The organism is Pontibacter brevis, assembly GCF_054779655.1.
The window spans coordinates 163018-187302 of sequence record NZ_BAAGXV010000021.1 but is presented as its reverse complement, the minus strand read 5'-3'; the positions used below and the strand labels follow the sequence as shown (position 1 = coordinate 187302).

Annotated in this window: 21 protein-coding genes, 1 tRNA gene and 1 pseudogene; 9 read left to right on the top strand and 14 right to left on the bottom strand. The window is 48.2% G+C overall.

Translation table 11 applies throughout. From position 1 onward, the window contains the following. Nucleotides 1–387: 387 nt before the first annotated feature. On the top strand, nt 388–4497 hold the full coding sequence (locus tag ACYVB1_RS06215) for a hybrid sensor histidine kinase/response regulator transcription factor (protein ID WP_460921787.1): 4110 nt from the start codon (nt 388–390) through the stop codon (nt 4495–4497). 260 nt (nt 4498–4757) lie between these two features. Here the strand turns inward: ACYVB1_RS06215 and ACYVB1_RS06210 are convergent, their stop codons facing one another. The 7 genes and pseudogenes from ACYVB1_RS06210 to ACYVB1_RS06180 form a co-directional block, all read right to left on the bottom strand. Further along, nucleotides 4758–6053, bottom strand: coding sequence for a helicase associated domain-containing protein (locus tag ACYVB1_RS06210; protein WP_460921791.1), 1296 nt, complete (start codon nt 6051–6053; stop codon nt 4758–4760). A gap of 15 nt (nt 6054–6068) precedes the next feature. Then, a pseudogene (locus tag ACYVB1_RS06205) lies at nt 6069–6212 on the bottom strand (hypothetical protein); the annotation flags it as partial. Nucleotides 6213–6233: 21 nt separating this feature from the next. Beyond that, complete coding sequence (locus tag ACYVB1_RS06200; protein ID WP_460921784.1) at nt 6234–6449, bottom strand: helicase associated domain-containing protein; 216 nt, start codon at nt 6447–6449, stop codon at nt 6234–6236. A gap of 839 nt (nt 6450–7288) precedes the next feature. After that, complete coding sequence (locus ACYVB1_RS06195; protein ID WP_460921782.1) at nt 7289–8017, bottom strand: ATPase; 729 nt, start codon at nt 8015–8017, stop codon at nt 7289–7291. After that, on the bottom strand, nt 7938–8375 hold the full coding sequence (locus ACYVB1_RS06190; RefSeq protein WP_460921780.1) for a hypothetical protein: 438 nt from the start codon (nt 8373–8375) through the stop codon (nt 7938–7940). The genes ACYVB1_RS06195 and ACYVB1_RS06190 overlap by 80 nt, the downstream gene beginning before the upstream one ends. Further along, the gene (locus ACYVB1_RS06185) at nt 8365–8730 is read right to left on the bottom strand and encodes a hypothetical protein (RefSeq protein ID WP_460921778.1); all 366 of its coding nucleotides are present in this window, start codon (nt 8728–8730) and stop codon (nt 8365–8367) included. The genes ACYVB1_RS06190 and ACYVB1_RS06185 overlap by 11 nt, the downstream gene beginning before the upstream one ends. After that, a complete protein-coding gene (locus ACYVB1_RS06180; protein WP_460921776.1) occupies nt 8727–8999 on the bottom strand; it encodes a helix-turn-helix domain-containing protein in 273 nt (90 codons plus the stop codon). Before ACYVB1_RS06180 ends, ACYVB1_RS06185 begins: the two co-directional genes overlap by 4 nt. 723 nt (nt 9000–9722) lie before the next feature. On the opposite strand from ACYVB1_RS06180, the gene ACYVB1_RS06175 reads away from it, so the two are divergent. Further along, nucleotides 9723–10121, top strand: coding sequence for a plasmid mobilization protein (locus tag ACYVB1_RS06175; RefSeq protein WP_460921774.1), 399 nt, complete (start codon nt 9723–9725; stop codon nt 10119–10121). A 133-nt stretch (nt 10122–10254) separates the two neighbouring features. On the opposite strand, the gene ACYVB1_RS06170 is transcribed toward ACYVB1_RS06175, so the two are convergent. The 6 genes from ACYVB1_RS06170 to mltG all read right to left on the bottom strand — a co-directional run bounded on the left by ACYVB1_RS06170 (nt 10255) and on the right by mltG (nt 14603). Next, a complete protein-coding gene (locus tag ACYVB1_RS06170) occupies nt 10255–10509 on the bottom strand; it encodes a tyrosine-type recombinase/integrase (protein WP_460921772.1) in 255 nt (84 codons plus the stop codon). 15 nt (nt 10510–10524) lie between these two features. After that, the gene (locus ACYVB1_RS06165) at nt 10525–11469 is read right to left on the bottom strand and encodes a phage integrase SAM-like domain-containing protein (RefSeq protein ID WP_460921770.1); all 945 of its coding nucleotides are present in this window, start codon (nt 11467–11469) and stop codon (nt 10525–10527) included. Nucleotides 11470–11719: 250 nt separating this feature from the next. Then, nucleotides 11720–11804, bottom strand: a tRNA-Ser gene (locus ACYVB1_RS06160). 192 nt (nt 11805–11996) lie between these two features. Continuing rightward, entirely contained in the window at nt 11997–12965 is a 969-nt protein-coding gene (locus ACYVB1_RS06155) for a YihY/virulence factor BrkB family protein (protein ID WP_460921768.1), read from the bottom strand. Next, nucleotides 12962–13375 carry an acyl-CoA thioesterase gene (locus ACYVB1_RS06150; protein ID WP_460921766.1) on the bottom strand — a complete coding sequence of 138 codons (414 nt, stop codon included), beginning with the start codon at nt 13373–13375 and terminating at the stop codon, nt 12962–12964. Before ACYVB1_RS06150 ends, ACYVB1_RS06155 begins: the two co-directional genes overlap by 4 nt. A gap of 151 nt (nt 13376–13526) precedes the next feature. After that, on the bottom strand, nt 13527–14603 hold the full coding sequence (mltG, locus tag ACYVB1_RS06145; RefSeq protein ID WP_460921764.1) for an endolytic transglycosylase MltG: 1077 nt from the start codon (nt 14601–14603) through the stop codon (nt 13527–13529). A 347-nt stretch (nt 14604–14950) separates the two neighbouring features. Between mltG and ACYVB1_RS06140 the strand changes: the two genes are divergently transcribed. Continuing rightward, nucleotides 14951–15574 (top strand): L-threonylcarbamoyladenylate synthase, encoded by a 624-nt coding sequence (locus ACYVB1_RS06140; protein ID WP_460921762.1) that lies wholly within the window; start codon nt 14951–14953, stop codon nt 15572–15574. A 154-nt stretch (nt 15575–15728) separates the two neighbouring features. Here the strand turns inward: ACYVB1_RS06140 and ACYVB1_RS06135 are convergent, their stop codons facing one another. Continuing rightward, entirely contained in the window at nt 15729–16637 is a 909-nt protein-coding gene (locus ACYVB1_RS06135) for a lysophospholipid acyltransferase family protein (RefSeq protein WP_460921760.1), read from the bottom strand. A gap of 200 nt (nt 16638–16837) precedes the next feature. Here ACYVB1_RS06135 and ACYVB1_RS06130 point away from each other — a divergent pair, with 200 nt between their 5' ends. The 6 genes from ACYVB1_RS06130 (at nt 16838) to ACYVB1_RS06105 (ending at nt 24255) form a co-directional block, all read left to right on the top strand. Further along, nucleotides 16838–17443 carry a WbqC family protein gene (locus ACYVB1_RS06130; protein WP_460921758.1) on the top strand — a complete coding sequence of 202 codons (606 nt, stop codon included), beginning with the start codon at nt 16838–16840 and terminating at the stop codon, nt 17441–17443. Nucleotides 17444–17560: 117 nt separating this feature from the next. Then, nucleotides 17561–20158 (top strand): ATP-dependent Clp protease ATP-binding subunit, encoded by a 2598-nt coding sequence (locus ACYVB1_RS06125; protein WP_460921756.1) that lies wholly within the window; start codon nt 17561–17563, stop codon nt 20156–20158. A gap of 188 nt (nt 20159–20346) precedes the next feature. Further along, on the top strand, nt 20347–21906 hold the full coding sequence (locus ACYVB1_RS06120) for an acyl-CoA carboxylase subunit beta (RefSeq protein ID WP_460921754.1): 1560 nt from the start codon (nt 20347–20349) through the stop codon (nt 21904–21906). Between the two features lie 91 nt (nt 21907–21997). Further along, nucleotides 21998–23068: a M42 family metallopeptidase gene (locus tag ACYVB1_RS06115; protein ID WP_460921752.1), complete on the top strand. Its 1071-nt coding sequence runs from the start codon at nt 21998–22000 to the stop codon at nt 23066–23068. Nucleotides 23069–23164: 96 nt separating this feature from the next. Beyond that, nucleotides 23165–23410, top strand: a complete 246-nt coding sequence (locus tag ACYVB1_RS06110; protein ID WP_460921750.1) for a hypothetical protein — start codon at nt 23165–23167, stop codon at nt 23408–23410. A gap of 71 nt (nt 23411–23481) precedes the next feature. Then, a complete protein-coding gene (locus ACYVB1_RS06105) occupies nt 23482–24255 on the top strand; it encodes an ABC transporter substrate-binding protein (RefSeq protein WP_460921748.1) in 774 nt (257 codons plus the stop codon). Nucleotides 24256–24285: the final 30 nt, after the last annotated feature.

The following is a 24285-nucleotide window of genomic DNA, read 5'->3' as shown; positions in this document are numbered from 1 at the left end:
GGCGTTGCCAGTCATAGTCGCTGATTTCGTAACGTCGCATAAGCTTTTTGAAACTTAAACAACAGTAAAACAAAATCATTCATTAATTGTCAACACGACCTAGCTGTTATTGAATTGATGCTAATGACTATTGACTAGACCAGCACGTCACAATATGTTGCTACTGGCTGCACAGCTACGCTGGAAAAATGCATCTTTCACATCAGAAGTTTTCAAAAAAATTACATCTTTTCTTTAAAATTGAGTAAACTCATCATCCAAAAGAGGGAAAGGCTCCAGAACATGTAGAAGCTGACGGCCCTTGTTAACTGATTGTTGTTATTTTTACCAGATGTTATACGGAAGGATATTGTTTATCATTCCTGCTATACAGTTAATGATTTTGCTTTGAAAAAAATATACAAGCTTCTTTTTCTATTCTTTTGGATGCTGAGTGGTGCGTATGCACAGTCTGGCAAAATGTTTTCCGTGGATCAGGAGCTCTCCAACAGTCTGATACATCAGGTTTACCAGGATAGCAAGGGTATTATATGGATTGCCACTGAAGATGGGCTAAACCAATACGATGGGTCTAAATTCACCATCTATAGGCATGATCAACAGGATCCTCAATCGATTTTGAATAACTACGTCAGCCTCCTGTTTGAGGACAGGGAGGGGCATCTGCTGGTAGGATATTATAATGGCCTGCAGCTATACGATCATGCAACAGACTCTTTTAAGCAAATTCCCTTGTTAAGGGAAGGGAACGGCAAATTTGATGCGCATGTGCTCAGCATAACTGAACGGCAAAATGGGGAGATATTAATCGGAACTTCGGGATACGGAGTATTTTCGCTGGATTTAGAAGGAACGGAGCCCAAAGTACAGCCAGTAAAATTCCAACTCCCAGCCGGCATCATCGATTACCTTTTTGAAGACGCCAATCAGAATCTGTGGGTAGCCACCCAGGACAAGGGGCTGTTCCGTATCGGAAAGAACGGCCATACCAACCACTTTCACGAACCTGAAATGCCCAGGAGTTCCATAACGGGCATATGCCAGGATAAGGAGGACAATATCTATATAAGCACTATACACAATGGGCTCTTTGTCTATGATAAAGCCAAGGACGGCTTCAACCAGATTCCATTTTCGCCTTCTCCGAATTTATCCATCAGTTCCATGCATCCGGGCAAAAAGGAAAACAGGCTGTACCTGGGAACCGATGGCGAAGGAGTAAAAATCTATGACCTGAAAAAAAGGCTTATTACGGATGGAAATTTCAATGTAGCGACCTTCGATTTCAAAAAGTCAAAGGTGCATTCCATTCTGGAGGATAAAGTGGGCAATCTTTGGTTAGGCATCTATCAGAAAGGGGTGATGCTGCTACCTGCCCGTGCCAGTAACTTTGAGTACACCGGTTATAAGTCAGTCCATAACAACACCATCGGCTCCAATGCCATTCTTTCTGTTTTTGAAGACAATGAGGGCACGCTCTGGATCGGCACAGATAGCGATGGTCTCTACGGAATTAGCCCGGATGGAAAGCAAAAAGCTCATTTCAGCCGCACCTCCGCCCCCGCCTCCGTGTCTTCCTCTATCATGAGCATTTACGAGGATTCGAACCATACCCTTTGGTTGGGTTCGTACCTGCACGGCTTGGCGAAAGTGAACCGCGAAACAGGGAAGTGTGAATATGTATCTGAAATAAGGGATGAAAACGCCAACCAGGTGGAGCGGGTGTACAGCATGGTGGAAGACCGGCAAAAGACGCTCTGGATTGCCAGCATGGGAGCCGGCTTGTTCTCCATGAACTTACACTCGCAAGAGATTACCCACTACGATGCAGTTTCGGGTTTCCAAAACACAGGCACTGAAAACACCCTTCATAACCGCTGGATTAATTGCCTGCTGCTGACAAGCCAGGACAAGCTTTATATCGGCACCTATGATGGTATCGGTTGCCTCGACTTAAAAACCAGAAGTTTCGTTTCTACGCATGGCACCAATCGCCTGCTGCATGGTTCTATTGTTTACTCCCTACACGAAGACCCTAAAGGGAACATCTGGATTGGTACCTCACAGGGCCTGATGCACCTGGACAGCAAAACAAATAGAATAAAGGCCTATACCACGGAGGATGGATTGCCCAGCAATGTGATATGTGCTATCAAAGGAGACGGTGCAGGAAACATTTGGGTCAGTACGAATTATGGTATCTCTAAGCTGAATTCCCAGCGAAGTAGCTTTGTCAATTATTTTGCAAACGACGGCTTACAGGGAAATGAGTTTAGCAAGGGAGCCGCATTCGTAAATGGAAAAGAGCAAATCATCTTTGGGGGAGTTAATGGCATCACCTACTTCAATCCTTCAGAAATCCCAGAGTTGATTTCCGCTCCCGGAAAAAAGTTGGAAGCTCGCATCACAGGCTTTTACCTGAACAATCAGGCGGTGAAGAAAGGAATGAAATCCGGCAAGTATGTTATTGTCGATGCCGCTGTCATGGATGCTGACAGATTCCACCTCTCACACCAAGATAACTCCTTCAGCATAGAGTTATCTGCCATGGACTTCGCTAATCCGGATCGGATAACTTACCAGTACTCCCTGCAGGGTGAGGATTGGATTAGCCTCCGCCCTGGAACAAACACTGTAAATTTCACCGATCTGTCACCTGGAACGCATCGCTTCAGGTTTAGGGCAAAAGATTATAGTCATTATTCAGCTACCAGGGAGATTTCGATTATTATTTCCCCTGCCTGGTACTTTTCTCCCTTGGCTAAAGCCGCCTACGGACTGGTGCTGGCAGCCGTTTTCATATTGGTGGCGCTGCAAATCCGCCATCGGCAGCGCACCCGTCAGAAAATGCAGGAGCACTTGCATGCAAGACAGATTATCGACGCCAAACTGCAGTTCTTCATTAACATCTCGCACGAGATTCGCACACCCATGACCCTGATCATCAGCCCCCTGAAAAAACTGATCGCAACAGACAAAGACCGAGAGCGCCAGAAAACCTATGCCACCATGCAGAGTAATTCTGAACGCATTTTGCTTCTCATCAACCAGCTCATGGATATCCAAAAGATCGATAAGGGGCAAATGCAGTTGAAATTTCAGGAAACAGAAATGGTAGGATTTATAAAAGAGCTTTGCAGCATATTCGATGAACAGGCCCAAGCCAAAAACATCATGTTCCGCTTCCACCATAGGACAGAGCAGTTACCGGTATGGGTGGATCCTACCCATTTCGACAAGGCCATCCTGAATGTGCTAGCCAATGCCTTTAAGTTCACCCCCAGGAACGGCAAAATCGATATTTACCTCCATTTCGGGGAAGACGGAAACGAGGGAAATGAACTGCGCCGGTTTATAGAAATAATCATTGCAGATAATGGCATCGGCATAGAGGAGAGTGAGCAGGAAAAAGTCTTTGAGTGCTTTTACCAGGTCCAAACCCCTCACAATCATTTCGTGGGTGGCACAGGCATTGGCCTGAACCTAACCCGATCCATTGTAGAACTTCACCATGGCACCATCAGGGCAGAAAAAAACAAGGAAGGCCGGGGGTGCCGCTTTGTCATGCGCCTGCCCTTAGGAAAGGACCACTTAAAGACGGAAGACCTACTGGAAAAAACACCCCTTGTGCTCGAATCAGAGCTTTCCAATCATGCCTTCCCAACACCAGCAGATGATGCTGAGGATGTGAAGGTAAAATCTAAAACCAGAGGATGTGTGCTGATTGTAGATGATAATGAAGATATCAGGCAGTACATCTGCCAGGAGCTTGCTGCAGATTATCATGTGATGGAGAGCGCCAATGGAAAAGAAGCGCTTTCTGTTTTGTTAAGCAAAACACCTGACTTGATTATCAGTGATGTGATGATGCCTGAAATGGACGGGATTACCCTCTGTCGGAAAATCAAACAAAACGTCAATATAAACCACATTCCAATCATACTGTTGACAGCCAAATCTGATGAAGAAGATAATCTAAAAGGTCTGGGTATTGGAGCTGATGCTTACCTATTGAAACCCTTTAGCCTTGAAATCTTAAAAAAAACGGTTCAGAACATCATCAGGAACCGGGAAATGCTTAAAAACAACTTTAGCGGCAATCAACACCACAGTGATAAAGTACAGAAGGTTGCACTAAAGTCTGCAGATGAAAAATTGTTGGCCAAAGTCCTGGACGTTATCAACCAGAACTTAGACAATCCTGCCTTAAGTGTTGAAATGCTTGCCAGTGAGGCTGGTATCAGCCGTGTACACTTACACAGGAAAATGAAGGCGTTAACAAACCAGACGACACGGGATTTTATTCGAAATATCCGCCTGCAGCAAGCCGCAGGCTTGCTCTCCAGCAAGCATATTAATATTTCTGAAGTAGCCTTTGCAGTAGGGTTTACAAGCCTTGCATCTTTTTCAACTGCCTTCAAGGAACTTCATGGAGTACCTCCAACAACTTATATGGAAGCGCACCTGAACCAGAGCGAAACAGCTAACAGCTTTTAATGTAACTAACCTGTGTTAGGAGAGGAACTACACTAAGCGCACAATGAAATGAACCTTTGTTTCATGTGTCAAAGTCCACTAATCCTTAGCTGATTGTACTAGTGCTTCTCCAATCTAAATTTTAGAACATATTTCCTGAAATCAGTAAGAGAAAGTACTTGTTTCAGTATCATTCCTAATTCATAATTTCTAGTTTGGCGAAGCACTAGTCCTATTTAATAACAAAGGAGACATCTGCGTGACTATACTTCAATGACAAATCAACCTTTAGTACGGCTGCTTTTTTTACAGGCAAGTCGGTGCCCCCATTTAAAGCCTATTGCCTCCAGGAGAAGCACCCGCTCCGGATCCAGCTTTTCCCTCGCATGCCGCATCCTGCTCACCCACTTACCCAGCTTTTGGTCTTCATGCCATTTAACTGGCACATACGTATGTCCATAATTTTCTTTGAACTCAATTAAGCGCTTATACATTGATTCCCATGGAAGGATGCTTCGGCGGCGAAGAGTCCATTTGAAACCAATCTGCTCTAACAACTCTACCTTCTGTGTACTCAAGTTCAGCTTGTTCAGCCTCATCTTGTACACCCATGCTGACAGCTGTGGATTTGGCTCCCACCGAAAAGGTACACAGGTATGGCCAAACTGAACCTTAAAATCAGCCAATGCCTCGTACATCTTCATCCAGTACCCCTCCTGCACACTCCACGGAAACTGAATCTCATTAAGAAGATTGATGCGCGCCTGCGGGAGCCTGCCTTTGTAAAAGAGCTTGCGCTGCCAGCTGACCCATTGCTGAAGCACCGGGTCAATCTTCAGTGATACCTGGAAACTGCCATACTCCTGCCTGTAAGCTTTTAGCTTTTTAAAGTTGTCGTTCCACTGCTTGTCGTAGCCCAACTGTAGCTTGTACTTCACATCCTTCCCCCACACAAAGCCCAACTGGTCCAGCCGCCTCTTCTTTGTTGCCTGTAACGTGCCTTTCGCCTCGAGTCTCCTTTGGGTAGCTACCCAAATGCCAAGGCTTCTGTTCTCTCTGTAATTAGTGGGTACAAAGCAGTGGCCGTTGTTTTTCTTATATTCCTCCAGTTGTTCATACCTTTCCTCCCAGCTTCTACTTTTCATGTCGTCACAGCTCCAGGTAAACCCGATCTCTTCCAGCCGCTTGTACCTGTCGGCTGGCAGCTGATCCTTTTGCTTGGAAAGCCTTTGTCGTTCAATCCAGCTGGCAAGCTTTGTGTGCTTGCACGGCACACGGCAGTGTCCGTGCCTCCTACTATATGCGACCAGTTGTTGGAAAAAATTTTCCCACTGGGCGTCATAAACATCCCGAATGCTCCAGGTGAATTTCAGTTCGTTTAGCCTTCGCTCCCGGTCCTCACTCAACTTACCCTTCATGTGCATTTTCCGCTGCATAATCACCCAAAGGGCAAGCTGCTTGTCTTCTGGCCACCGCCTGGGCACCCGGCAATGGCCAAAGGCTGTGTAAAAATCTTTTAACCTCCAGTACATCTGATTCCAACGGTGATTCCTGCTGATGGGAATGTCCCAGTCCACCTCTAGCCTGTCTAATTCTTGTAGCTGGCTTTCTGACAGGAGTCCTTTGTTGATGATTTGCCGCATCAGCCAGTCTTTAAGCTGCTCATGCTTCTCATCATCTGGAATGAAGGTATGACCAGTCTCCTGCACGAAAAGGACCAGCTGCCCGTACATAGCATTCCAGGAATTTGTTGTTTCCTATATCACAAAGTTCAACTCCTCCAGTTTCTCCTTTAGTTCATCAGGAAGCAAATGTCTGATGCGCCTCTGGATGTTTACCCACTGCGCCAGCTCTTTATCAACATGAACAGTAGGAAGATTATTCTTGCTAAAATAAAACTTCAACTTTCCATAGTTAAAGTGCCAGTTGTCAAAGTACTCCCTGTTGAATAAGCTCTCCCCTTGATATTTCATGACCAACTTTTAAGCTATATTATTGCTGATTTCACTTTGTTAATTCTCCGAATACATACCAGTACCCAAGTTCAGGTGTGCACTGGTTTTACCTTCAGGGTAGTGGCTGCTGCGTTTACTTATATTTTTATAGCTGTAACGAACACTGGAGAGACATAAAGTAAAGTCTCCGGTTGCCTCTTATTCATAGCACTTTGGCCGAAGCTCGGCTGAGGAATAGGTGGGAGGCCAGCAATAGAATTTGTATCCGGTGCCAGCGTTTGTACTTTATGCCGATCTGTTGTGCCAGCTAAATAGTCTCTCCAGCACTACCACCCACAAGAGCGTTGAAGGAATAGAAAGACGTCATTCAAAAATCAATCTTCATTCCTTTTCTTTTTGACTGATTGACTTTCTCAAGGGAGACAACAACTTCTATTGATTCCTTTCATCAATTCATCTCGGCCAGAAAAACCCTACATGCAAGCCACCATTCACACTTGCAAATATATTTTTCTAAAGGAGAAAGTGATTGTATTGATGTAACACAGGTGTTAAGCCATGTTACAAAAGAAGAAATTCATGTTACAAATCTTTATGATTATGTTACACAATGGCTTAATTACAGAGGGGGCAGTTTCCACTAACTAAAAAAGGTGGATGAGAAGGAAAACTGGCTTACCAAACTGGTGCTAGGGGAATTATTTACCCTGTAGAAAACTTTAAAATTATACGAATAGGTGCAGCTGGAATGGATGTGAAACTTGACAAAAGGGAAAAGAAAATATATTTTGGATTACGCTTCCTCCCAAAGTTGTTGAGCTTTGGTGCAAATCAGCATTGGAGCCTAATTTTGCCTCCTATTTAATTTGTCCTCTTTTATCCTTCGCCTCCTTCTCAAAATTCACCAGGTTAAACATCTCCCGCATCCTGGACCGCACTCGTTTCCCATAGGCTTGCTCTATCTCCAGACTGTTCAGGTTGGTGGTCAGGTGCGTCTTCACGCCCCACAGCACAAACTGGTCGTAGCGGCTCAGCAGCACCTCCCCCATCACGTTGCAGGTGTTGCCATAGTGCTTCCCGCTGCTCTGCGTCCCTAGGTCATCGAAGAGGTAGGCGCTCGCCCTCAGGAGCGAGCCCGGAGGAGGGTGGCTGTAGCGCTGGATAACCTCGCAGCCATCAACGTGGAACTCAAAGCTTACCTCCCGGCAGGACTTAACCCGGTAGCGCTCCTGCGGGGGCAAAAGCAGGCGTAGCAGCATCATCAGGCTCGTCTTGCCGCAGCCTATGGGCCCCGTGAGCAGGATGCCCTTTCTGAGGCTCAGGCCCTGACGCGCTGCACTTTCCCTGTCCCCCACCGCGTAGGCCAGCAGCTTTTCCAGGAGCGGGTAGTCCTCCTCGTAAAGCCGGAAGTGCTCCCCGTACAGCTCCTTTCCTTTGCGCTCCTGGAAGGCAAGGCACCGCGCGAAATCAAGTACCTGATTCTCCTTCTCCGGCTGCGCCATTGCCTCAGAGGGGCTCGGTGTAGTATTTTGCCCCGGCACGACCTGCTGCAGACGCTGCTGGATGATTTCCCTGATAACCTGCATCGTTGTTCTGATTTATTCCGTTGATGTTCCATTTGCGGGCGGCTGCCTGCCAGTCCTGCATGGGCGTCCTGCCCAGTTGCCAGCCGTTGGCACTGTAGTGGTGGAAGAAGCGGAACGCCTCCACCTCCTGCCAGTCCTCCGAGCAAAAGAAAGCCATCACCGCCTCCAGCTCCGGCGGCCCATCCAATGCTGCTTTCTTTTCTTTTTGGGCGCAACCTTTTTCTTTTCTTTGCTCCTTTCTGACTCCCACCTGTTCATTTTCTGAACCAGCTGCAGGAATGGGTGCCTCTCTTTTGTTTAAGATGTTTTTAAAGTTTGTATTGTTTATAGAAGGGCCCACTTCCCGTTCAACTCCCACACAGCTCTGGTTCACCTCCGGCACAAAGAATGGCCGGGTCAGGTGTACATTCCCTGTCCTGCCTCTCGCCAAAGCCCAGCATGTAGACCAGGCTTCCCCGGAAGTGGTTGTAGGAGGGGTCATAGTGGAGGTAGCCCCAGGCGTGCAGCTCCTTGATGCAGCGGTGGTAGGTGATCCGGGAGCTGATGCGGGAGATTTCCATTACCTCGGATCGGGAAACGGAGATGGGGTTACGGAACCTGGTGAGGTTCCACTGCTGGAACAGGGCCATGTACAGGCTCACGTGCGTGGGGTTGAGGCGGTAGTCGCGGGAGACCCTTTGGAAGAAGCCGGTCAGGTGGGCGATGTAGTTCATGGCCGTGCCTCCTTTCCCTCCAGGAGCTGCTCAATGTCCTCGGAGCGGTAGTAAATCGTGCCGCCAATCTTGGTGAAGGGCAGCGTGCCGTTGATGCGCAGGGTCTGCAGTGTGGCCGGCGAAATCTGGAGCAGCTTCCGTACCTGCGCTGACTTGAGTACCAGCTTGGGTGCCTGCGGCTGCCGCTTGCTGAGAAGCTGCCGCAGGTCCTCGAGCAGCTGCCTGCGAAAACACTGCAGGTCTTCCTTGGTGATGATTTCCACTGACATAGATTTAAAGCTTTTGGTTAGGACCCAAAGGTTCACACTCCTTGCCACAGAACTTCACAAGAAGGACCGAAGGGGGTAGAACTTTTTAGCTAAAACTCCTACCTGGAAAGCAGCTCCAAAACCCCTACCGTCATGCGCAGGCGCACCCCAAACCCGCTTCAGGAGCCAAAGCACCCGCCAGGGGCATGCCCAATTTAGCTTTAGAAGGCCACAGAAAATGTTTCCCCACTACGGAAGGGGTTGTGAAAAAGTCAGCTGCCTTCCCACAATCTTCGGCCAACAAGCCCCGGTATCAATGGCAAAGAAGCGACTTACACCGCAGAGAGAAACCAGCCATGCGAAAGGAGCACATGACTCATCAAGATGCTTTCTGTATTTACCTTTGGCTACAGGTGGGGCAAAGCAAAGCCAGCCACTGCCAAGACGCACTACCAGCACTGCCAAGTTAGTAGTGCTGCACCCATCACCCCAGCTGAAACCGCTGCAAGGCCCTCAGGTCAGGGCACGAACCGGCCGCCTTCCCTTTACCGCACTTAAAGCTTTTTAACAGGTACAGCGATGAAAAAGAAGATGAGACAAAGGAGCTTTACACTTTCTGTGAAGGGAATAGCAAGATGTATTTTTGTATACAAAAAACTCTCGCGCCTCCTCCCCTCTGGGTCAGTTGCAGCTTTCGGCCGCCTCGGAACTCGGCACCCTTTTTCCCATACCAGATGATACGCCATGGCAAGGAAGAAAGAGAAAACGGAAGAAGTGCTCCTCTCCCAGCCCATCATCTTCAGGGTGACGGAGGCAGAGTACAGGCGCCTGGAGGACATCCAAAAGAAAAGCGACTGCCACTCCGTCGGGGAGGTGATACGGCGCATGCTCACGGGCAAGCCAATCAAGCTCTTTCACAAGGATGCTTCCCTGGACGGGGTGGTCGAGGAGCTGGCCAGCGTGCGGGAGGAGCTGCGGGCCATCGGCGTGAACATCAACCAGATTACGCGCCACTTCAACGCCAGCACCGGAGGGCACAAGCGGGTGCTGCTGGTGCACCAGGCACTCGAGCAGTACCGGAAGGTGGAGCAGAAGGTGAACCTGCTGCTATCGCTCATCTCCCAGCTGGCCAGGAGATGGTAGCCAAAATCATCATCGGCGAAATTTACCTCATTCTGATTTAATGAGCTCCTTTTGCCTTTACCTATCTTTTAATGAAGCGTAAAACAGAAGCTTCCAATGCAGAAAGTTTAAAACGCTTGTTGTTTACCTTTGGCTATATCTTGAACTTGTTTTTAAGCAAGCGCATGTCCTCGCTTACTTTTATGTCCAGAATCTTGGCATAGTGCTGGGTTGTTCTGAGATTGGTATGCCCCAGCATCTTTGACACACTTTCCATAGGCACGCCGTTCAGCAGCGTGACGGTGGTGGCAAAGGTGTGGCGGGCGATATGAAAAGTAAGTGGTTTATTGATGCCGCACAGGTCCGCTATCTCCTTGAGGTAGGCGTTCATCTTCTGGTTGCTCAGCACCGGCAGCAGCTTGCCCTAGTTCAGGCACTGCGGGTGGTCCTTATATTTTTCTAGTATCTTCAATGCCGTGGGCAGTAGAGGAATGCGGGAAGCGGTGTCTGTCTTCTGCCTCTTTTTGATTATCCACTTCTCCCCGTCTATACCTCTGCTGATGGCAGCGCGCGTGAGTTGCAGCACATCCACATAAGCCAGCCCTGTAAAACAGCTGAAGAGGAAAATATCCCGCACCTGCGAGAGGCGCTCCATCGCAAATTCTTTCGCTGCCATTATTGCTAACTCTTCCTCTGATAGGAAAACCCGGTCCACCTTTTTCACCTTTGCCTTATAGTTGACAAACGGGTTAGCAGAAAGCCAGCCGTTGGCCAGGCAGATGCGGATGATCTTGCCAAAGTTCTTGGTGTACTTGACAGCTGTGTTGTTGGCACACTTGCGGATGCTTCTGAGGAAGAACTCGTACTCGGTGATGAAGGCGTGGTCTATTTTCCTGATGTCGATGTCTGGGACCTGAAACTTCCACTGCAGGAAGTCAGCGGTATGTTTCAAAGAGGTGGAGTAACGCTCCAGCGCGCCTGGCGCAAACTCATCCCCCACAAGGGCTTCCATCCTGCGGTTGTGGTCCTGGAAGACCTCCAGCAGCATGATTCCTTTCTCCTCCTTCCCGATTATCCTGTTCTTGATAGCCGTTGCCGTGACCAGACCTGAAGCTTCCACCAGTTGGCGGTGAGCCTCATACACCTTTACCTGCAGGCTGTCCAGGTAAGCGTTCAGGGACTTGGAGGCTGCCTTTGTGCCGGCGGCACGACCGGCGGAGGCATTCCAACGCTCTGGCTCGCACTCTCTTCCTGTGGCCAGTTCTGCGCGCTGCCCAGCAACGGTGATGCGCAGGTAAACAGGGGCAGGCCCCGTGCGGTAGTTCTTTTGCTTTTTAAGGTAAAAGAGAAGACTGAAGTTAACACTCATAATTACGTGACTTTAAAAGTTAAACAAATGTAGTTTTGCAGTCACCCGTAATCAAGATGTACACCTTTTGTACATCTTGTGTATCAGACAGTTACGTTAAATTTGGTGAGTAAATCAAACACTCAACTGAACTCACCGGATTACTCACCTTTTTATGCGAAAAACTGAATAATCTGGTACAGTTTTAAAAGCAAAAAGCCTGCAAATACTTGATTTGCAGGCTTTTTGCTCTTTTTGGTATCGCTACCGGCAGAGAGTGAGGGATTCGAACCCCCGGACCTGTTACAGTCAACGGTTTTCAAGACCGCCGCGTTCGACCACTCCGCCAACTCTCTTTCTTAATTCGTGTACAAAAGTAGGGGCTTGCACTGAATTTTCAAAACTATACGACAAAATTTTTAAGCGGTTCTAACACTTATAACCTAACCTTCTGATTGTGAAGCTGGAATTTTCTCATATCCAGAAAGAAGTCAAGCTCCTTTCAGCTATGTTAGAGAAGCCTAATAAAACCCTTACCCACCAGCACATCAGGCTTTTGCCGTACGTACCACCGCACCCGTTCGCTTGCGCACCAGGCGCTTGGTCACAGTGTCGATACTCACGTTTATCTCGAAGCCCAGAATCAGAATCATCGACACAAAGTCGAGCCAGATCATCAAACCAATAAGTGCGCCGATAGAGCCATAAAACTTATTATAACTGTCGAAGGCGCTGATGTAGAAAGAGAAAATCATCGACACCAAGAAGATGAGGCCTGTTGCCACCACCGCACCCGCCGAGAAGAAAGGCCATTTGTCTTCTATGGCGGGCACATAATAGTAGATGAGTGAGGTGGCCAGCAGGAAAAGCAACACAATAGCGATGTACTTCAGTATCACCAGCAGCGTGTAAGTATAGCTTTCTGTCACCACCTCATAAAATACCAGCACATCCAGCATCCACTGTCCAAAGAAGATAGTGGCCACTGCCGTGAAAAGGATAAAAGCCAGCACCACAGTAAGCGCAGTGGCAATGAGTCGCTTTTTCATATACCTGCGCTTATAAAAGGTGTGGTACTTCTTGTCGAAAGCATCCATCAAAGACATGATGCCGTTGGTAGAGAGCACCAGCGCAAACAGGAAACCGAATGAGAGCAGGCCACCACGTGGTTTGTTTACAATATCTTCAATAGTCGTGTAGGCAACGGCATACATCTCCTCCGGCATAAAGTCCGCTATAAAGTTGAGGATGCTCTCACTCAGGTCAAGCGACAGCACACTCGGAATGTAGGGGATGAGCGTGAAGAGGAAAATGATGCTTGGGAAGATAGCCAGCGTAAAGTTGAAGGCCATATACGACGCCCGCTTGGTAATGGAGTCCAGGCGAAGCTCCCCCAATAGCACGTCCGCTACATCGTATACCGAAGACTGGCCGTTGTTAAAACGCCAGCGCTTCAGGAAAACGATGAACTTGCGGTACGCCCTGCGGCGCTTCAGATATTGCTGGTTTAGCCTCATTCACTAAAGTAAGGTTCCATTTTCTGGTGAATCAGATCGGGCACCGCTGTGGGGCGGCCTGTTTTCATGTCTACGAAAACCATCGTGGTTTCACCTACATTCAGCTTTGTTCCCTCCTCGTTATATACTTCGTACTCAAAGAGTATACGCGAGCCGGAGGGTTTTTTCTTCAGCAGAAGCCTGATGGTGAGCATATCATCGTACTTGGCCGGGCGGATGTACTTGCACTTCAGCTCCAGCACCGGCATCATGGTACCGGTGGCCTCCATTTCTTTATATTCTATGCCCAGCCTTCTGAAAACCTCTGTACGCGCTACTTCATAGTAAGCGGCGTAATTGCCATAATACACATAGCCCATCTGGTCGGTCTCGGCATAGCGCACACGTATTTGTACTTCTGATTCAAACATTTTTGATTGTTGATGGCTTATTGTTGGTTGTTGTTCTTTGCTTTCAGATAGCTGAACTGCTGTTTAACTAATCTGCTATATTTTTGTTCAGCTCAGAATCTTTAACAACTTAATTGTACAACAATAAGCAATCAGTAACCAACAATCCAAATTAACGCATGATGTTGCGCTGGTTCAGGGCGCGGTGGAAACGACGTGCGTTGGCCTCGTGCTCAGCAACAGTGGTGGCAAAAGCATGGTACCCGGAGAAATCTTCTTTTGCACAGAAATAAAGGTAGCTGTGCTGCTCCGGGTTCAGGACTGCATCGATGCTGGAGATATTGGGCACGTTGATTGGCCCGGGAGGCAAACCTTTGTACTTATAGGTATTGTATGGGGAGTCGTGGGCCAGGTGCACGTTCAACACACGGCGGATGGTGAAATCGCGCACAGCAAACACCACGGTTGGGTCGGCTTGCAGCAGCATGCCTTTGTCCAGGCGGTTCAGGTATACACCCGCCACCCGTGGCTTTTCATCGCTCTTCAGTGTTTCGGCCTGTACAATAGACGCAAGTGTAGACACCTCCTGCTGCGACAGCCCCAGCTTTTCGGCCTTTGCCTTACGCTCCGGTGTCCAGAATTTGTCGTACTCTGTTTTCATGCGCTCCATCAGTGCGGGCGCGGTAGTAGTCCAGTACACCTCATAGGTGTTCGGGATAAACATGCTGACGATGTTGGTGGTGTCAAACCCGAACGAGGCCAGGTAGGCCTGGTCGTTCAGCAGGCTGTCTATCTCTTCCTCACTTGCCTCCACATTGGCGGCAAGCTTTTCAGCGAGCTGGCTGCGCAGCCGGATATTGGCAAAGGTCAGGTTGAGCGGCGTTTGTTGCCCGAGTCGCAAAACTCCAATTAACTGGCGGTTGCTCCAGCCATGCTCCAGCTTATAACGCCCTGGCTTCACCAGCTCATCATAATCCATGAGCTTCGACATGAAACGCAGCGACAGCTTGTCGATGATCACGCCTGTGGCTTCTATGGAGTCCATTGCCTCCGCGTAGGTTGCCCCGGTCGGGATGAGCACATAGGTGTCACGGTTCTTCGTGTCCACGTTCTGCGTGTACACAATCTGGTACGCATAATAAGAAAAGCTCACAAACAGGAACAGGAACAGCACAATCAGGCCTGGCACCAGCATGCTCTTCTGCTTTCTCTTTCTTTTTACTATTGGTTTATTCACTTCTTGGGCCATTATGATGATAAAAGGCTTCGAACTGGGTTTAGGTTCCTTACCCGTTCATGCTCAGGGGCAAAATTAATACTAATCTTGCTTATCCCGTCAATTTTGAACTACTGATTTAGCATGTGATGTGCCGAACAGGCTATAACCATTCAACCCCCTTCCCCGCCTGCTCTTTTACCTGTCTCTCTTCCCGCTTCAAACAGCAATCCTGGAGCAGGTAAGCGGATGCGGGAGAATTAACAAAGGTGCCTCAGCAGCAAACCATGAAACGCTGACCGGAATAAATAAGTATGTTAGTAAATCTGTTAGACATACCGGCAGGAACAAAATTCCATTCACCAACGACCAACCAAACTATGAGCAACGCAACTTTCCTACAGATACATCCCGAAACGCCACAACAGCGCAAGATTTTAGAAGCTGTTGAAATACTTCGCAACGGCGGTGTCATCATTTATCCTACAGACACCATCTATGGCCTGGGCTGTGACATCCACAATGCCCGCGCTGTGGAGCGGGTCTGCCTGATAAAGGGCATTAAGCCGGACAAGGCGAACCTTTCCTTTATCTGCTCCGACCTCACGCATATTTCTGACTATGCTAAAATCGACACACCCACCTATAAAGTAATGAAGAAAGCCTTACCCGGCCCTTTTACGTTTGTGCTGAATGCCAACAGCCGTGTGCCCAAATATGCAGGAACCAAGAAAACCGTTGGTATCCGGGTACCCGACAGCAACATTGCCCTGCAACTGGTGAAGGAACTTGGCAACCCTATTCTTTCCACCTCCATCCATGATGATGACGAAGTCATCGAATACAGCACAGATCCGGAACTGATTTATGAGAAGTACAAGAACCTCGTTGATGCCGTTATAGACGGTGGACCTGGTAAAAATGTGGCTTCTACCGTAGTGGACGTCACCAATAATTTTGAAGTGCTTAGAGAGGGAGCAGGAGATATAGAGCAGTACTTGTAGTTAGAAAATCAGCAAGTTTAGAAGTTAGAAAGGTGCCTTAAGTTGTGAAGTTCGGCTTTGAAGACTGAGGTTTTGTTTTATAAAACCTCAGTCAATATAAGTATTAGTCTCAGCACTTCAACCCTTTGCCTTTATACCCTGACTTTCTAACTTTCTAACTCGCGCTCTCCGGGCGCTTGTGTTTCCAGCGCTTGTGGGTCCAGAGGTAGTCGGCGGGGCTGCGCCGGATAGTGGCTTCCAGCTTTTTTGCGAACAGGCTGGTGATCGGGTATTGGTCTTCCGTAGCCGGGTTTGCCTGCCTGCCATCCGTTATCACTTCAAAGGTAAGTGTGTAATGGCCGCGGCGGGTACGCTTTACATCCAGGTAAAGCACAGGATAGCCGAACATGTTAGAGAGTTTTTCGGCTCCCACATAAAAAGGTGTGTCTTGGTTCAGAAAGGTAGTCCAGTACTGGATCTCGCTCCTCAGCGGCGTCTGGTCCGACAGCATGGCCACAACACGCGGCACCTTCCTGTTCCTGACAAAATCGCGGCTGGTTTCTTTCATCTCAATGAGGCGGGCACCCATTTGGCTGCGCGTATGCAGCATGTACGCTTCAAAAAAGGGATTATTCAGCGACTTGTAAATTCCATTGGTTGGAAAATCGAATCTCATGGCGCCAGCGGGAAGCACCCACTCCCAGTTGGCCGCATGAGACCCCATCGTGATGACTGGTGTCCCCTGCTTTACAAGGTCGTCCAGCAAATGTTGGTTCGTGAACGTAATCCGCCGCCTCATCTCCTCCACCTGCATCGATGAAAGCTTTAGCGTCTCCACCACAACGTCGGCCAACTGTTTGTAGAAATCCTTCGCTATTTGCTGTATCTCCTGCTCACTTTTCTCTGGAAATGCGCTGCGCAGGTTTTGATACACCACTTTTTTACGGTAGCCGATAAGGTAGTACACCAAAAAATAAAGAAAGTCTGCCAGCACATACAGCACAGACAAAGGCAGCAAAGAAAGGCCCTTCAGAAAAAACCAGAGCGGGTAATACAGCGGCGGTATTTTAATATCTTTATTCATAAGCAGAAGCTGCCGCAAAGGTACAACCTGCACCCGCATTATGAAATTACATATTTCATGCTTATTTAGCAGCAAAGCAAATACGTATCGGATATCCCGACACACATTTCAAGACATGAGAAGCTGATGGAGATGCCACAGCGGCACAAGCTTATCTCAAAACTTTCTAACTTTCTAACTCCTAAACTTTCTAACTTACCTTGGTCCTCCTTACTGAACTCCAGTACAACCCGCCGGTATCCTATTTTTGGCATGCAATTCGCGCTGAAAGCCTGATGCTGGAGCGGCACGAGAATTATATTAAACAAAGTTACCGTAACCGCTGCCATGTGCTGACGGCGCAGGGTGTACAGCCGCTGAGCGTTCCGGTTATCCGGGGCAACAGCAGGGAGAAAACCCTGATCACGGAAATTGAGATAGACTACAGCCAGAAATGGCACAACGTGCATTGGCGCACCATACAGGCGGCGTATGGCCGTGCACCCTACTTTGAATTCTACAGTGATTACCTGAAGGACGTATATGACCGGCAGCCAAAATATTTATTTCAGCTCAACGAGGAATTGTTGCGGCTTTATCTTAAATTACTAAAACTGAACAAGCCACTCATTTTTACAGAGGCTTACCATGCAACGTATGCCAATAACGTATTGGATTTAAGAAATAGGGTGCATCCTAAAATCTATCCTGACAATTTGCACGTAAAACCCTATACACAAGTATTTGGCAAACAATTTGCATCAGACCTTAGTATAATTGACTTGTTGTTTACACAGGGGCCCGCGTCTCTTGCTTACCTACAGTAAAGGGGCCAACAAACTGAACATTTGCATGGCACGGCTTGTTTAAAAGTAGGCTTCCCTGTAAGCCTCGATCAATTAAAATTATTTAGATTTTTACAGAATACACGGAGTATAGTATACATGGAAGCAAAATTCTCAAACCGAGTAAAAGAGGTTATCTCGCTCAGCCGTGAGGAAGCGATTCGGCTCGGTCATGACTATATCGGGACTGAACACCTGGTATTGGGCATGATTCGGGAAGGAGAAGGCACTGCCATTGCCCTGCTTAAGAAGCTTGGCGTTTCGATAGATGAATTAAAGTACGCTTTAGAACAGGCTACACGAAATACAGCAACCCAAAGCAGCAATATTACCGGCAGTATCCCGCTCACAAAGCAGACAGAGAAGGTGCTTAAAATAACATACCTGGAGGCAAAGATCTTCAAGAGTGATATTATTGGCACAGAGCACCTCTTATTATCCATCCTGCGGGATGAAGACAATATATCTTCTCAAATTTTAGCGAAATTCAACGTGAACTACGAAGCAATAAGAGATTCCCTGGATTATCATAGCAATAATCCACTTGCGTCGTCAGACACTGACGATTCTGATGATTCAGACAAGTTATTTGGCAGCTCGTCTTCACGCTCAGGCAGCACAAGCAAGAAAGCAGGCGAAAAGTCGCGCACCCCGGTGCTCGACAACTTTGGCCGCGACCTTACCAAGCTGGCAGAAGAAGACAAACTGGACCCGATAGTTGGTCGTGAAAAAGAAATTGAGCGCGTGGCACAGGTATTGAGCCGCCGCAAGAAAAACAACCCGATCCTGATTGGTGAGCCTGGTGTAGGTAAAACCGCTATTGCGGAAGGCCTTGCCCTGCGCATTATCCAGAAAAAGGTAAGCCGCGTGCTGTTCAACAAGCGCGTGGTTACTTTGGACCTTGCCTCGCTGGTAGCCGGTACTAAATACCGTGGCCAGTTTGAAGAGCGTATGAAGGCGGTGATGAACGAACTGGAGAAGTCTCCGGACGTGATCCTGTTCATCGATGAGCTGCATACGATTGTGGGTGCCGGTGGCGCCTCTGGTTCGCTGGATGCTTCTAACATGTTCAAGCCTGCGCTTGCACGTGGCGAGATTCAGTGCATCGGCGCAACTACTTTGGATGAGTACCGCCAGTACATCGAGAAAGATGGCGCATTGGCCCGTCGTTTCCAGATTGTAATGGTAGACCCTACCACGCCAGAGGAAACTGTAGAGATCCTGAACAACATTAAAGACAAATACCAGGATCACCACCATGTAAACTACACTGACAAGGCTATCGAGGCCTGCGTGAAGCTGAGCGACCGCTATATGAGCGACCGCTTCCTTCCGGACAAGGCTATCGACATCATGGATGAGGCTGGTGCGCGCGTGCACATCAACAACATCATCGTGCCGGATGATATCCTGAAGCTTGAAGAGCAGATCGAGAACATCAAGGTAGAGAAAAACCGCGTGGTAAAGAGCCAGAAGTACGAAGAGGCTGCCCAGCTGCGTGACAAGGAAAAGAAACTCATCGACCAGTTAGAATCTGCAAAGAAAAGCTGGGAAGAAGAGACCAAGAAGAAGCGCTACACAGTAAAAGAGGAAAATGTGGCAGAAGTTATTGCCATGATGACAGGTATTCCTGTGAAGCGTATCGCACAGAAAGAAGGTATCAAGCTTCTGAACATGGGCGAAGAGCTGAAAGGCAAAGTGATTGGCCAGGACAAAGCAATCGGTCAGTTAGTGAAAGCCATACAGCGTACGCGTGTGGGTCTGAAAGACCCGAAGAAGCCAATCGGTTCCTTTGTGTTCTTAGGTCCGACAGGTGTTGGTAAAACAGAGCTTGCCAAAGTACTGGCTACTTACCTGTTCGACAAGGAAGATTCACTGGTGCGCATCGACATGAGTGAGTACATGGAGAAATTCAGTGTATCTCGCCTGGTAGGAGCGCCTCCGGGATATGTGGGTTACGAAGAAGGTGGCCAGCTGACCGAGAAAATCCGCCGCAAGCCATATTCTGTGGTATTGCTGGATGAGATCGAGAAAGCGCACCCGGATGTGTACAACCTGTTGCTGCAGGTGCTGGATGATGGTATTCTGACAGACGGATTGGGCCGTAAGGTTGACTTCCGTAACACGATTATCATCATGACGTCGAATATTGGTGCCCGTGACCTTCAGGACTTTGGAGCCGGTATCGGTTTCATGTCTAAGAGCAAGCAGGAGAACGTGGACGATATCATGAAAGGCACCATTGCCAGTGCGCTGAAGAAGACGTTCTCTCCGGAGTTCCTGAACCGTTTGGATGATGTGATCGTGTTCAACTCACTTAACCGTGAGGACATGCACAAAATCATCGAGCTGTCGCTTAGCAAGCTGTTCAAGCGTGTGGAGACCCTGGGTTATACCATCGAGCTTACCAAAGAGGCAAAAGACTTTGTGGCTGATAAAGGATATGATCCAAAGTATGGAGCCCGCCCATTGAACCGTGCTATCCAGAAGTACATCGAAGATCCGATTGCAGAGGAGATTCTGAAGGCTGAAGTAAACCAGGGTGACGTTATCCTGGTAGACTACAAGGAAGGCGAAGAGAAGCTTACATTTGTTTCGAAAAAGAGCAGTGGCAAAAAAGCCAAAGACACTTCGGACGAAGAAGAAACAGAGCCAACCAAGTCTTCTGACTCAGACAAGTCAAAAGATAAAGAGTAAAACATCTTTAAATAAGCAATAAGGGCTGCCTGCATAGGCAGCCCTTATTTTTTTACGCTTTACACATTGCAGTATATTCAAAAAAATCTATATTGAAAAAATGATACAACTGTACAGGATTTAGCGGCAGAGTTTTTAAATTTGAATGATAAAGATTTAGTAATATATCCGAGTTATAACACTTATACATGGCAGGAGAAATCAGACAAAGCCAGATAGAAACGCTGGAACGCAAAAATGCGGAGGCACTACTTGGCGGCGGACAAGAACGAATAGAGGCACAGCACAAAAAAGGAAAACTGACAGCACGCGAACGCATCCACCTACTCCTGGACGAGAACTCTTTTGAGGAGATTGGTAAGTTTGTGATGCACCGCTCCAAAGATTTCGGCCTGGACAAGCAATACTACCTGGGCGATGGTGTGGTAACAGGTTATGGCACCATTAACGGACGCCAGGTGTATGTTTTCTCCCAGGATTTCACAGTATTAGGGGGTTCCCTGTCTGAGACGCACGCCGAGAAAATTGTCAAAATCATGGAGCTTGCCATGAAGAACGGCGCCCCTGTCATAGGCCTGAACGACTCCGGCGGAGCCCGTATACAGGAAGGCGTGGTGTCGCTCGGTGGTTATGCCGACATCTTCTACCGCAATACACTGGCTTCCGGCGTTATTCCGCAGATATCCGCTATTATGGGGCCTTGTGCGGGTGGTGCGGTTTATTCTCCGGCCATCACCGATTTTATTATGATGGTGCAGGACACTTCTTATATGTTCGTGACCGGCCCAAATGTGGTAAAAACGGTAACGCATGAAGAAGTAACCTCTGAGGAACTTGGTGGTGCCAGCACCCACAGTACAAAAAGTGGTGTTACCCATTTTGCCTGTGCCAACGAGGCAGAATGTATTTTGTATATAAAGAAACTACTGAGTTATATTCCGCAAAATTGCGAAGACCTGCCTCCGTCGCTGCCTTACGAGTCTCCGGGAGACGAGACACGTGAAGTACTCAATACCATTGTCCCGGAGAACCCGAACCAGCCCTACGATATCCGCGAGGCTATTGAAGGCATCATTGACACCGACTCTTTCTTTGAGGTGCACAAAAACTTCGGAGAGAATATAGTTGTTGGTTTTGCACGCTTAGCCGGCCGCAGCATCGGTATTGTAGGCAACCAGCCTGCCGTGCTGGCTGGTGTACTGGACATAAACGCCAGCACCAAGGCTGCCCGTTTCGTGCGTTTCTGCGACAGCTTTAATGTGCCCCTGCTGGTGCTGGAAGACGTACCAGGCTTTCTGCCGGGCACCGACCAGGAGTGGCGCGGCATTATCACCAACGGAGCCAAGCTGCTGTATGCCTTCTGCGAGGCGACTGTACCGCGTATTACCGTTATCACGCGTAAAGCCTACGGCGGAGCTTATGACGTCATGAATTCCAAGCACATTGGTGCCGACATGAACTTTGCATGGCCTACTGCCGAAATTGCCGTAATGGGTGCGCAGGGAGCCGCCGAAATCATATTTAAGCGTGAGATTGCCGCAGCTGAGGACCCGGAGGCAAAGCTGGCTGAAAAAGTAGAGGAATATAAAAACAAGTTTGCCACGCCTTACCGTGCCGCTCACCGTGGGTTTATAGACGAGGTGATAATGCCTGCCGATACACGCACCAAATTAATCAAAGCGTTCAAAATGCTGGAAAATAAAGCGGTAACGCTGCCAAGGAAGAAGCACGGCAACATTCCGCTTTAAAATTCCGGATTTTGAATAAAAATCCAGAAAATGTACGTACATATATGTTCATTTTCTGTTTACTGACAACCTAAACTGCTAACCGACACCTATGCGACAAGAATCATTCGACTTTTTAGAAAAATACCTGAACAACTCCTCTCCTACCGGCTTTGAAGTGGAGGGGCAGAAACTGTGGCTGGAGTATGTAAAACCCTACATCGACAGTTACTTTACTGACACCTACGGCACTGTAGTGGGCGTTATCAACCCAGAGGCGGAATACAAAGTGGTTATTGAGGCGCATGCCGATGAAATTTCCTGGTTTGTAAACTACATCACGCCGGAAGGCTATATCTACCTGAAGCGTAACGGGGGCTCTGATGCCCTGATTGCGCCCTCAAAGCGCGTGAATATCTATACCTCCAAAGGGGTTGTAAAGGCAGTTTTCGGTTGGCCTGCCATCCATGTGCGCAAGGTAGAGAACGACAAAGCGCCCACTATTGAAAATGTGTTCCTGGATTGCGGCGCCAAAAACCGGGAGGAAGTAGAAGAAATGGGCATCCATGTAGGCTGCGTAGCCACTTTCGAGGATGAGTTCATGGTAATGAACGACCGTTACTACGTGGGCCGTGCCCTGGATAACCGCATCGGTGGCTTTATGATTGCTGAGGTAGCCCGTCTGCTGAAGGAGAACAACAACCAGTTACCGTTCGGGCTCTACATCGTGAATGCGGTGCAGGAGGAGATCGGATTACGGGGTGCCGAAATGATTGCGCACCGCATTAAACCGGATGTAGCCATCATTACCGACGTAACCCACGACACGCAGTCGCCGATGTACGAGAAGAAAACCAGCGGCGACATTCACTGTGGCAAAGGCCCTGTGATTGCCTACGGACCAGCTGTACAAAACAACGTACGTGACCTGATCATCGACACAGCCAAAGAAAAAGGCATTCCATTCCAGCGTTCGGCTGTTTCACGTGCCACTGGTACAGACACCGACGCCTTTGCCTACTCTAATGCAGGTGTGGCCTCGGCACTTATCTCGCTTCCGCTGAAGTACATGCACACTACAGTAGAAACGGTGCACAAAGATGATGTGGACAACGTGATTAAAATGATATACGAGACGGTGCTTAAAATCCAGGACAAGCAGGATTTCCGCTACCTCAGTTAAGACAGAGAATTACAACGGGAACCTCCGGCGCTTCAAAAGCCCGGAGGTTTTTATGTTTAGACAAATGGCCTGTATTAAAAAATAGAGATAAACTATATGCACCGATACATGTTCTGGACCTTGATGATTCTGCCGTGGATCGTGCTCGCCATATACCTGAGCAGGCCGAAAGACGATCCGCGTGTCACAGCCTTTATACTGGTATCGCTGGTCATACACCTGGGCATCGTTATCAACATACGTCGAAACTCTGTGGGCATGACGGTAAAGGAAACTTTGAAAGCCTTTGTGCCTTTCTGGGGTACCAAAGAATACAAGCGCCTGTACTTCCAGGAAATCTAAGCATTATTAAAAATGCCATTGTCATTATTAATTCGCAATTCTATATTAGATAAGTGATTTTTAAAGACCAGATGAACCACGAAGTTACGCTGCCGGACTTTCCGAAGCGTATTGTTTCACTGGTTCCTTCCCAGACCGAGCTCTTATTTGATTTAGGCCTGCATAACCGCATTGTGGGTGTTACCAAGTTCTGTGTTCATCCAAAGCCACAGGTAAAGCAAAAAACAGTTATTGGCGGCACTAAGGACTTCCGGTTTGAAACCATTGATAAGTTACAGCCGGACCTGGTGATTGGCAACAAAGAGGAAAATTACAGGGAGGGCATAGAACAATTGCAGCAGAAGTACCCGGTCTGGATGAGCGACATATATACCCTGGAGGACGCTCTCCGGATGATACAGCAGGTAGGTCAGCTAACAGGAGCAGAAACAAAAGCACAGGAACTGACACAAGGGATAAGCACAGGCTTTGAAAGCCTTCAGCCGGCAGAATCGCCTGTCAGTACGGCCTATTTCATCTGGCGCAAGCCTTATATGGCAGTGGGTACTAACAACATTATTGACCACATGCTGCAGCGCTGTGGTTTTCAAAACGCTTTTGCTGACCTGACGCGCTACCCGGAAGTTACCCCGGCACAACTGCAACAAGCCAATCCCCAACTCATCCTGCTGTCTTCAGAACCATACCCGTTCAAGGAAAAGCATGTGGCAGAATTTCAGAAACTTTGCCCGGATGCCGTGATAAAGATTGTAGACGGAGAAATGTTCAGTTGGTACGGCAGCAGGCTCTTACAAGCCCCCGCCTATCTGCAGCAGCTAATTGAGGAGGTAAAGCTGGAGCTTTAGACTGGCGCGGGAATCAACCCCGTGACGCAC

Coding starts and splice junctions, on each gene's coding strand:
- ACYVB1_RS06175 (WP_460921774.1), top strand. CDS start 9,723: ATGGCAAGGAAGAAAGAGAAAACGGAAGAAGTGCTCCTCTCCCAGCCC.
- ACYVB1_RS06195 (WP_460921782.1), bottom strand. CDS start 8,017: ATGCAGGTTATCAGGGAAATCATCCAGCAGCGTCTGCAGCAGGTCGTG.
- ACYVB1_RS06185 (WP_460921778.1), bottom strand. CDS start 8,730: ATGAACTACATCGCCCACCTGACCGGCTTCTTCCAAAGGGTCTCCCGC.
- ACYVB1_RS06120 (WP_460921754.1), top strand. CDS start 20,347: ATGGCAGGAGAAATCAGACAAAGCCAGATAGAAACGCTGGAACGCAAA.
- ACYVB1_RS06150 (WP_460921766.1), bottom strand. CDS start 13,375: ATGTTTGAATCAGAAGTACAAATACGTGTGCGCTATGCCGAGACCGAC.
- ACYVB1_RS06125 (WP_460921756.1), top strand. CDS start 17,561: ATGGAAGCAAAATTCTCAAACCGAGTAAAAGAGGTTATCTCGCTCAGC.
- ACYVB1_RS06115 (WP_460921752.1), top strand. CDS start 21,998: ATGCGACAAGAATCATTCGACTTTTTAGAAAAATACCTGAACAACTCC.
- mltG (WP_460921764.1), bottom strand. CDS start 14,603: ATGGCCCAAGAAGTGAATAAACCAATAGTAAAAAGAAAGAGAAAGCAG.
- ACYVB1_RS06110 (WP_460921750.1), top strand. CDS start 23,165: ATGCACCGATACATGTTCTGGACCTTGATGATTCTGCCGTGGATCGTG.
- ACYVB1_RS06180 (WP_460921776.1), bottom strand. CDS start 8,999: ATGTCAGTGGAAATCATCACCAAGGAAGACCTGCAGTGTTTTCGCAGG.
- ACYVB1_RS06165 (WP_460921770.1), bottom strand. CDS start 11,469: ATGAGTGTTAACTTCAGTCTTCTCTTTTACCTTAAAAAGCAAAAGAAC.
- ACYVB1_RS06200 (WP_460921784.1), bottom strand. CDS start 6,449: ATGAAATATCAAGGGGAGAGCTTATTCAACAGGGAGTACTTTGACAAC.
- ACYVB1_RS06155 (WP_460921768.1), bottom strand. CDS start 12,965: ATGAGGCTAAACCAGCAATATCTGAAGCGCCGCAGGGCGTACCGCAAG.
- ACYVB1_RS06105 (WP_460921748.1), top strand. CDS start 23,482: ATGAACCACGAAGTTACGCTGCCGGACTTTCCGAAGCGTATTGTTTCA.
- ACYVB1_RS06140 (WP_460921762.1), top strand. CDS start 14,951: ATGAGCAACGCAACTTTCCTACAGATACATCCCGAAACGCCACAACAG.
- ACYVB1_RS06135 (WP_460921760.1), bottom strand. CDS start 16,637: ATGAATAAAGATATTAAAATACCGCCGCTGTATTACCCGCTCTGGTTT.